A 2,948-nucleotide genomic window follows, 5' to 3' on the forward strand; every position below is an offset into this window, starting at 1 on the left:
ACCGAATGCAGCATAAAAAAAGGCATTTACCGCCCATCCCGACACCCGCAAACGCAGCGGGGCGTCCGATGCCATGCACCGGACGCCCCGCTGAAATATGCCGTGACGGCGTGTCAGACCGTCAAACCGCGCGTCATTACAGTATACCGCAACGATGCCAGAAGACTTCGCCACGTGCCGTTGTCAAAAATCACAGTCAATACCATCTGCATAAATATTTGCCTTTCGGTTGCCATCGTATAGTTTTTGCTTCTTATTTTGTAAATATTATTCACAAGCGCAATAATCAATCATCGCTTTCTTATTCACAAATATACCGTTTGCGAAGCGAAAATCCAAGCCCCGTCACGATACACTTCACGATACTCCGCCCTGTTTTCCGAACATCGCCATGAAACCGCACATCTCTTTTTTTCCGTCTTTGACCTGCCGTGCGACGGACACGGCTGTTTCATTTAAGTTTTGATTTAGTGACACTATCCACCTGCGTCTGTATACTTCTTTCATATTTTTTTGGCTGTATACGTATTATTTTGTAATTTTGCAGCCCCAAATTGAATATTATTTTTATTTAAACAAAGTTCAAACTAATTTATGATTAAAAAGTATTTATCTTGTGTTGCGGCTACTTTGTCAATGGTCGCATGTACAAGCACCGACCTTATTGAGGAAAGCCTCGAATCTGGTACGGCAATTTGTTTCAACACGAATGTCACCCGTGCGTTAACTAATGACAACTTCAACAAATTCATGGTTTATGGCGGTTATACCCCAAAGGACATTTCCGACTACCATACAGTATTCAGCGGAGTGGAAGTTTCTAAAGACGCTGATAATTGGACGTATGACGGAGCTTCCAAATATTGGATAAAGGATGCAACCTACAAATTTTACGCATACAGCTGTGAGAATATAGCCTTGACCAAGGGAACTCCCGAATTCGCTACGACAGGTCCGGATGCGGGTACTTTCAAGATTACCGATTTCGTATGCAACAAAGACCACCAGCACGACCTGATTTATGCGGAATCCGGAGCCATTACCGGCAAGGAGACAGGTAATACGCCTGTTTCTTTCAGTTTCAAACATCTGCTTTCGCGTGTGAAGGCTTCGTTCAAAAGCGGATTTGACCCGGACTTCACCATTGAAATCTCAGAAGTAGAATTACACAATGTGTATGACAAGGCTGATTTCTCATCCAAATCAGGAGCATGGAGCAACCAATCACGTACAATAGAATACAATCTTGCAAGTAGCGAGTGGACCATGGTTCCTCTGAATATCGAAGGGACGGACAACGTGATTCAAGCCGAAATACCTGCCGGGGAAGGAACTGAAGCGGTCGCAGCCAAAACGCTCACTACCCAGCACGGATATGTACTTCCTGTTACCTATTCCTCAAATAATGTCACGTTGAGTTTCAAGGTTACAGTCAAACAAGGCTCCGATGTCATAAAGACCGATTACATAAAAGGCAACCTTCAACCCACATGGGCAGTCGGAACATCATATACGTATAACATCACGGTAAACGGCAGCGCCGCCGGAGTTCAAAAAATCGAATTCTCTGTTGATGCCACCAACGGTATTGTGGATTGGACAGAATCACCGGGAACAGACTTTAACGTAGGCAGCTAACCAAACAAAAGCGGCATTACCTAAAAGAAACAGGAACCTGACAAAATCGTCAGGTTCCCGTTTCTTTTATATACTTTCCCCTCCAATACCCCTATCAGGCATATTCCCTGTCATTGCTGCCCGCCTACCGGCAAATCTATCTCCTCGTTGTTGCCCCAGTCGTCAACATCCGCATCAAAGCCGGAGTCACTGGAACTCTCGTTGTCTTCAATACGCAATCCCGAAACATGGATTACGCCGCCACGAGGTTGGCCGGAAAGTTGGTCGGTGACATCAAACACGAATTCCTTGACTTTGCCGTTAACAAGTTTCACCTCCAGTTGCAGTGTGTGACGGGAGGAAGTACGCACAGCCGTACCGTTGCCCGGATAGCCCGGCACGCCGAATGAGGGAACCGAGGCACGGACATTATGTCCGACCAAATCACAGTCATACAGCAGCGTGGCACCGCCCTGGGGCGTGGCTCCATTATGCAGGAGGACCGTCTCCGCCATCCCCGCCAATGCGCCGCGCGCAAGGACAACCCGGTTGCCACCGTACTCGAATTCATAAGTGATTTCATAGTCATTCACCAGTTTTCTCATGTCGAAGGAGAGGTCGAGCTTTTCGTGGGAGTCAAGGTCGGGCAATGTCTCGACATAGGCGGCATAGAGTATGTCTGGGGGATTGAGAGCAGACTCGCCGGGATGCAACCCGCGGACACCGGCAGGAACGGAGCGGCCGGCGGGAGTGGAAGTGGCGTATGCGGTAGTGGGAAGTGACAAACCAAAAAAACGAATATTTTCGGTATCATTGTTGTACACCAGTATGGACCGGGCCTTCCCGCTTCCGAAACCCACATTACCGCCTGTGGGCGAGATAAAGTTTTCGGTGGGCCGGTCCGAATCGTCACCATAGACCAACATGGTCACACCTTCGGGGAAAAACGGTTCCGAAGGAGATGTCTCGGGCCATTGGAAGCAGACTTCCGCCTCGCCGAAGTGGTTGTAACAAAGCTCCTCCCTGCACGAAACAAACGCTGAAAGCAAGACCGGCAGGATAAAGGTCAGGGATAGTCGCCGGAATGGCAGAATACATGTGGGGTGATGTTTCATTTTCTTTCTCCTTTCCCTTTCTTGTTGTAATGCGCAGCCGTTCCCAGCAGCCAAACGAGCGACAGTTTTAATCTCAGCGGTCCATAAAAATTCATATTTTGTGTACGCACATACAGATGATGCCCTTCATAAGGGATATATTCCTTATAACGCGTCATCATCCAGCCTCCGCCGCCCTCAGCCTCAATGGCAAAGCGCCTGCCCACGGGCCACAGA

Annotated in this window: 5 protein-coding genes; 2 read left to right on the top strand and 3 right to left on the bottom strand. The window is 48.3% G+C overall.

What is annotated here, in order from left to right; all coding sequences use genetic code 11:
* Nucleotides 1-243, top strand: a 243-nt coding sequence (locus MoGM_RS13245; protein WP_233210091.1) for a hypothetical protein, incomplete at its 5' end; no start/stop codon positions are given.
* A 114-nt stretch (nt 244-357) separates the two neighbouring features.
* On the opposite strand, the gene MoGM_RS12900 is transcribed toward MoGM_RS13245, so the two are convergent.
* A complete protein-coding gene (locus MoGM_RS12900; RefSeq protein ID WP_158249531.1) occupies nt 358-507 on the bottom strand; it encodes a hypothetical protein in 150 nt (49 codons plus the stop codon).
* 87 nt (nt 508-594) lie between these two features.
* Between MoGM_RS12900 and MoGM_RS00905 the strand changes: the two genes are divergently transcribed.
* Entirely contained in the window at nt 595-1,638 is a 1,044-nt protein-coding gene (locus MoGM_RS00905; protein WP_104368352.1) for a fimbrillin family protein, read from the top strand.
* 110 nt (nt 1,639-1,748) lie between these two features.
* Here MoGM_RS00905 and MoGM_RS00910 read toward each other — a convergent pair whose 3' ends face one another.
* Together MoGM_RS00910 and MoGM_RS00915 are read right to left on the bottom strand one after the other, a co-directional pair.
* The gene (locus MoGM_RS00910) at nt 1,749-2,666 is read right to left on the bottom strand and encodes a DUF5119 domain-containing protein (RefSeq protein ID WP_158249532.1); all 918 of its coding nucleotides are present in this window, start codon (nt 2,664-2,666) and stop codon (nt 1,749-1,751) included.
* 62 nt (nt 2,667-2,728) lie between these two features.
* Nucleotides 2,729-2,948, bottom strand: a 220-nt coding sequence (locus MoGM_RS00915; RefSeq protein WP_158249533.1) for a DUF3575 domain-containing protein, incomplete at its 5' end; no start/stop codon positions are given.

It is taken from the genome of Prevotella sp. MGM1 (genome assembly GCF_002933775.1).
Taxonomy (GTDB): Bacteria; Bacteroidota; Bacteroidia; order Bacteroidales; family Bacteroidaceae; genus Prevotella.